Genomic DNA, 5,545 nt, shown 5'->3' on the forward strand with positions numbered 1-5,545 from the left:
ATTTGTGGGGAGAGCAGGATTCGAACCTGCGAAGACGTAGTCAGCAGATTTACAGTCTGCCCTCGTTGGCCGCTTGAGTATCTCCCCAATAAACTTATTTCAATATTTTAAAGAACGTTCTCAAAAACAGTTATTTATTTTCTGTTTTAAGACCCCTGCCTTCGCAGGAATTTAAAGAGCCGATGGAGGGACTCGAACCCACGACCTGCTGATTACAAATCAGCTGCTCTAGCCAGCTGAGCTACATCGGCTTTTTATGAATTTTTTTACCAAAAAACCACATAAAAAAAGCCCGCTATTTCTAACGGACTGCAAATGTATAGATTTTTTACTTTATTCAAAACATTTTTTGAGAAATTTTACTATAAATGTGCTCTTAATTTTTCTTTTCTCTTTTTTAACTGTCTTTCTAGTGATGCAATTGCCATATCTGCCCCTTCTTCGAAGGTTTTACATTGTTTTTTTACTACAAAGCTATCACCAGGCACACTAACTTTTGCTTCAAATATTTTATTTTCTTTATTACTTGTATTTTCTACTTTTAAAAAAACATCAGATTTAATTACTTTATCATAAAACAAATCTAATTTATCCATGCGATGTTGAATAAAATCTATCAACTTTTGGTCTGCATTAAAATTTACTGATTGTGTGTTTACTTTCATGGTCTTTTTTTTGGTTAGACAATAATTTTACAAACGCTATTTTTTACTTCTTGGGTGTGCATTTATATGCACTTTTTTTAATTCCGCTATACTATTATGAGTATAGACTTGTGTAGCAGCCAAACTTGAATGTCCTAGAAGTTCTTTAACAGCATTTAAATCGGCACCTTGATTTAACAAATGGGTAGCAAAAGAATGCCTGAGTATATGTGGACTCTTCTTTACCTTTGAAGATGCCAAACTAAAATACTCATTTATTATTCTGTAAACAAGTGTTTCATATATTTTAACTCCCTTTTTCGTTAAAAAGAGATTTTCCATATCCGAAATACTTTCTAGGGTATTTCTAAGGTTTAAATACTTAGCCGCTGTTTGAACTACTGATTTTAATAACGGAACGATGCGCTCTTTATTTCTTTTCCCGAGTACTTTTAACGTATTATTATGTAAATCTAAATTTGAAAGTTTTAACTCCACAAGTTCTATTCTTCTAATGCCTGTGGAATAGAATAATTCTATAACAAACTTATTGCGGATGCTTTCAAAATCGTCAGCAAAGTTTAAATCGTCTAAAACCGATTTAATTTCTGCTTCTGAAAATGGTATTTGTATTTTTTTACTTGTTTTTAAGGCTTTGTGTTTGGATAAAGGGTTCAAATCAATATCGCCTGTTTTTAAAAGAAACTTATAATAGGTGTTTAGTGCTGATACTTTTCGGTTAATGCTGCGGTTAGTTAATCCGTTTTCTACAAGTGATACGATCCAATTTCTTATTTGTGGATAATTGACTTGATTTATTGAATGGGTTTCATATTCGCTTTTTATAAAATCTGAAAAATCTTCTAAATCATTTTGATAGGCGTTTACCGTTAACTTGGAGTAGTTTTTTTCTAATAGAAGGTAATCTGTAAAGAGTTTGAAAGACAAAATTTAGATTGTTAGACTTTTCTAGATAAATGTACAACCTTTTATTCAATGATGAAGCAAAAAAATCCCGCTTGATGCTGAAACAAGTTCAGTACATGAAGCGGGATTGTATGATTTTAAAGAAAGTATTACCTATACTTCTTCTGCATCTCTTAACGATTGGATGTATTGCGCTTTTTTAACTTGCGCTCTACGTTCAACAGAAGGTTTAGTAAACTGCTTACGCTCGTTCAACTGATTTTTAACCGTTGTTTTAACAAACTTACGTTTGTAACGCTTTAGTGCTCTATCTATATTTTCTCCTTCTTTTACTGGAATTTTTAACATAGTGTCTTAACCTCCTCTCTTTTAGATTTTTCAGGTTGCAAATATAAAAAGTAATTTAGAATTTGCAATTGCTATGTATTATTTTTTTAAGTGATTTTAAAGAAAATATATGCTTGACTTTATCAGAAAAATTGTCAAAATTCGTTTAGAAATCGATAAAGTTCATTGAAACGGAACTTTACTTTTGGATTAAACGAACCACTCAAAAAAACAAACAACATCCTAAAAAAAACAAAAGCTAGCAAACAAGTGCGTTAGGGATTGCAAAGGAAAGCCCACAGCCCCACTTTGGAGGTGCGAGGACTTGTATTGAAACATTTATGTTCATGAATTCAAAAACATAAAATAGAAATGCATGAATAAAAGTCCGACCCTTGGGAACGCCCAAATAAAAACCCCAAACAAAAAAGTTTAGGGTTTTTAATATTTACATAAAATCAGCAATTTATGTTGCTGGCTTGTACTCTTTCTTATCGATTATAATTTTTGCTAAAATCTCCCTAAGAATCTCGGAAGTTCCGCCACCAATTGGTCCTAGCCTACTATCGCGCAATAAACGCGCCATTGGATATTCTTCCATGTAACCGTAACCACCTAAAAACTGAAGGCATTGGTAAATTACCTCATCAGCCATTTTTGTACATTTCAGTTTTGACATGGTTGCTTCTTTTACAACATAATCTCCTTTATCTAGTCTGGATGTTACGGCATAATTAAAGGATTTACATACTTCCATATCGGTATATAAATCTGCAATCTTGTGACGTAAGGCTTGAAATTTATCTATAGTTTTACCAAAAGCTTGACGCTCGCTCATATATTTTAGTGCGTACTCTAGTGCATATTCTGCACGAGCATGGGCGTTTATTCCCATGATTAAACGCTCTAAAGAAAAGTGCTGCATGATGTATGAGAAGCCTTGGTTTTCTTTCCCTATAAGGTTTGATAGCGGCACTTTAACATTATCGAATGCTATTTCGCCAGTATCGGATGCATTCCAGCCTAATTTATTAAGTTTGGTTGCAGTAACGCCAACCATGTCGCGATCTAATACAAATATGCTTATGCCTTTATTACCTAGTTCTGGTGTTGTTTTGGCAGCGACAATTAAATAGTCACTTAATACGCCATTTGTTATAAATGTTTTTGATCCGTTTATAAGGTAATGATCTCCTTTTTTAACGGCTGTTGTGCGCATGCCTGCAACATCACTTCCACCAAAAGGTTCGGTGATACAAAGACAGCCTATTTTATCGCCTGCAATACTTGGTGCTAAATATTTTTGCTTGATTGCCTCATCGCCTTCTGCATTTAAATGTGTCATGGCTAAATAACAATGTGCCCAAATGGCTGCGGCAAACCCACCAGAGTTTATTTTTTGAAGTTCTTCAAGTAGAATAACGGTGTAGAATAAATCTAAATTCATGCCACCATAAGCTTCTGGATAATTAATACCAAAGAAGCCCATGTCTCCAAATTTTTTCCAAATAAATCTTTCGATATTACCTATTTGCTCCCATTTTTCAATATGTGGAACCACTTCTTTTTGTAAAAAATCTTGAAGGCTTTTTCTAAAAAGATTATGCTCTTCTGTAAAATACATGCTATTCATTCAATTTTCTTTTTCGAAGTGCAAATATAATTCAATTATCTGCAATTTATTTACTGGAATGCCTTTAACTTTTTTTAATTCGTTTATCGACTTAAAACCCTCTCTTAATTGACGTTGCTCGATAATATTGTGTGCCAAATCATAATCTACATGAGGTATTGTAACCAAGTCGTCAACCGTGGCCAAATTAATATTTACCTTTTTAATAGCCCTAGGTGTTTTTACTGTAAACTGATTTGTTATTTTTTCGATAACCTCTGGGGTTAAACCGTATACTTCTTGTAGTTGCACGTCGGCAATAAAACCGCCTTTAAATGTATTTCTGTATTTTATTATTCGGTCTGAAAATACATTCCCTATGCCGTTTATGGATTGAAGTTGTAATGCTGTTGCAGTATTTAAATCTTGCTTTTGGGAAAATACTTTAGGCTTGCTAGCATAACTATATGATGAATTGGTTTTAGGCTTTGAATTTATTACCCATTCTGGGAATTTAAAGAAGGGCGAAATAACTTCCAATAAAGAATCAGAAACCTTTGTAACTTCTTGAAATTGCTTGGTGGAATTTATCCAATTATTTTGTTTTCGAAAAGCAATTAATCTATCAATTTCCTCATTTGTCATTCCTAAGGATTCACCTTTAAAATCGGTTATAAAGTTTGGATTGAAAGGATATATTTTAGGTTTACTTTCTTCAATTTTAACTAGCCTTAACGAATCCATTTCAGAAGTGAATTTTGAAAGCTCTTCTTTATTTATTTGAATATCATCAGAAGTGAAACCAATAAAGAAATAAACACATTGAAAGATTACAATGAGTGTTAATAATAAAAAAATCCCATTTCGCTGTTCTTTAGAAAACGTAAAATGGGATTTCATATAAATTTAAATTATTAATTTAGTTATCTATTGCTTCCTTTTTAAGGTTAATAGCCCCAAGGTAACGCTTTAATTGTTTTTTCACTACAGGGAATAACAAGAATAAACCAACCATATTTGGGAAAATCATAGCAAAAATCATAGCATCAGAGAATGACCATATAGAGTTCATACTTGCTGCTGCGCCTATTACTACAAACGTTAAGAATAATATTTTATAAACTAAATCTGCTACTTTCCCTCTTCCGAAAAGAAATTTCCAAGATTGAAGCCCGTAATACGACCATGAAATCATAGTTGATACAGCAAATAATACTACTGCAACAGTTAAAAACACATTAGAATATGGAATATATTGAGAAAACGCCTGTGATGTTATTCCTGCACCTTCGTATGGTAAACCATCTATAAATACAGCACCTGAACCATCACCACCGTATTCAAAGAAACCGCCTAGGTTAAAAATTACAATAACTAATGCCGTCATGGTACAAATAACAACGGTATCAATAAAAGGTTCTAATAGCGCTACTAAACCTTCTGACGCCGAGTATTTAGTTCTAACTGCAGAATGCGCTATAGAGGCTGAACCTGCTCCAGCTTCATTAGAGAATGCTGCACGCTGAAATCCTACAAGTAAAACTCCAATTAACGAACCAATACCAAATGCTGTTGGATTAAAAGCTTCAACAACAATAAGACTAATAGCATCATCTATAAGCGTAAAATTACTAAGTATAATATACAAACATGCTACAATATACATGATGGCCATAAACGGCACTACTTTTTCAGTTACTTGGGCGATACGTTTAATACCTCCAATTATTATAATACCAACTAAAACAGCCAATACAAGACCTACAATAGCTCCTGCAGCAGTACTTTGCCAGTTAAACAATTCTTTAATTACAATAGTTGCTTGGTTTGATTGGGCTGCATTTCCACCACCAAACGATCCACCTATACAGAAAACAGCAAAAATACCAGCGGCAATTTTACCAAAAGTTTTAAACCCTTTTGCTTTAAGTCCTTTGCTTATGTAATACATTGGACCACCATATACGGTTCCGTCTTCTCCAACATCTCGATATTGAACACCTAAAGTACATTCTACAAATTTTGTTGACATTCC

At 33.3% G+C, this 5,545-nt stretch carries 6 protein-coding genes and 2 tRNA genes; all 8 read right to left on the minus strand.

The window, feature by feature from the left end; all coding sequences use genetic code 11:
• Positions 1–5: 5 nt before the first annotated feature.
• A tRNA-Tyr gene (locus WBN21_RS02975) sits at positions 6–87 on the minus strand.
• A 90-nt stretch (positions 88–177) separates the two neighbouring features.
• Positions 178–251, minus strand: a tRNA-Thr gene (locus tag WBN21_RS02980).
• Between the two features lie 111 nt (positions 252–362).
• Entirely contained in the window at positions 363–665 is a 303-nt protein-coding gene (gene hpf / locus WBN21_RS02985) for a ribosome hibernation-promoting factor, HPF/YfiA family (protein ID WP_424197811.1), read from the minus strand.
• 36 nt (positions 666–701) lie between these two features.
• The gene (locus WBN21_RS02990) at positions 702–1,592 is read right to left on the minus strand and encodes a tyrosine-type recombinase/integrase (protein WP_424197812.1); all 891 of its coding nucleotides are present in this window, start codon (positions 1,590–1,592) and stop codon (positions 702–704) included.
• A gap of 132 nt (positions 1,593–1,724) precedes the next feature.
• Positions 1,725–1,919 (minus strand): 30S ribosomal protein S21, encoded by a 195-nt coding sequence (rpsU, locus tag WBN21_RS02995; protein ID WP_424197813.1) that lies wholly within the window; start codon positions 1,917–1,919, stop codon positions 1,725–1,727.
• A gap of 445 nt (positions 1,920–2,364) precedes the next feature.
• Positions 2,365–3,531, minus strand: a complete 1,167-nt coding sequence (locus WBN21_RS03000; protein WP_424197814.1) for an acyl-CoA dehydrogenase family protein — start codon at positions 3,529–3,531, stop codon at positions 2,365–2,367.
• On the minus strand, positions 3,532–4,410 hold the full coding sequence (locus WBN21_RS03005) for a ComEA family DNA-binding protein (protein WP_424197815.1): 879 nt from the start codon (positions 4,408–4,410) through the stop codon (positions 3,532–3,534). It abuts the gene before it with no gap.
• 19 nt (positions 4,411–4,429) lie between these two features.
• A partial coding sequence (locus tag WBN21_RS03010; protein WP_424197816.1) for an alanine/glycine:cation symporter family protein occupies positions 4,430–5,545 on the minus strand: 1,116 nt, incomplete at its 5' end.

Origin of the sequence: Algibacter sp. (assembly GCF_049667265.1) — a bacterium.
Taxonomy (GTDB): domain Bacteria; phylum Bacteroidota; class Bacteroidia; order Flavobacteriales; family Flavobacteriaceae; genus Algibacter_B.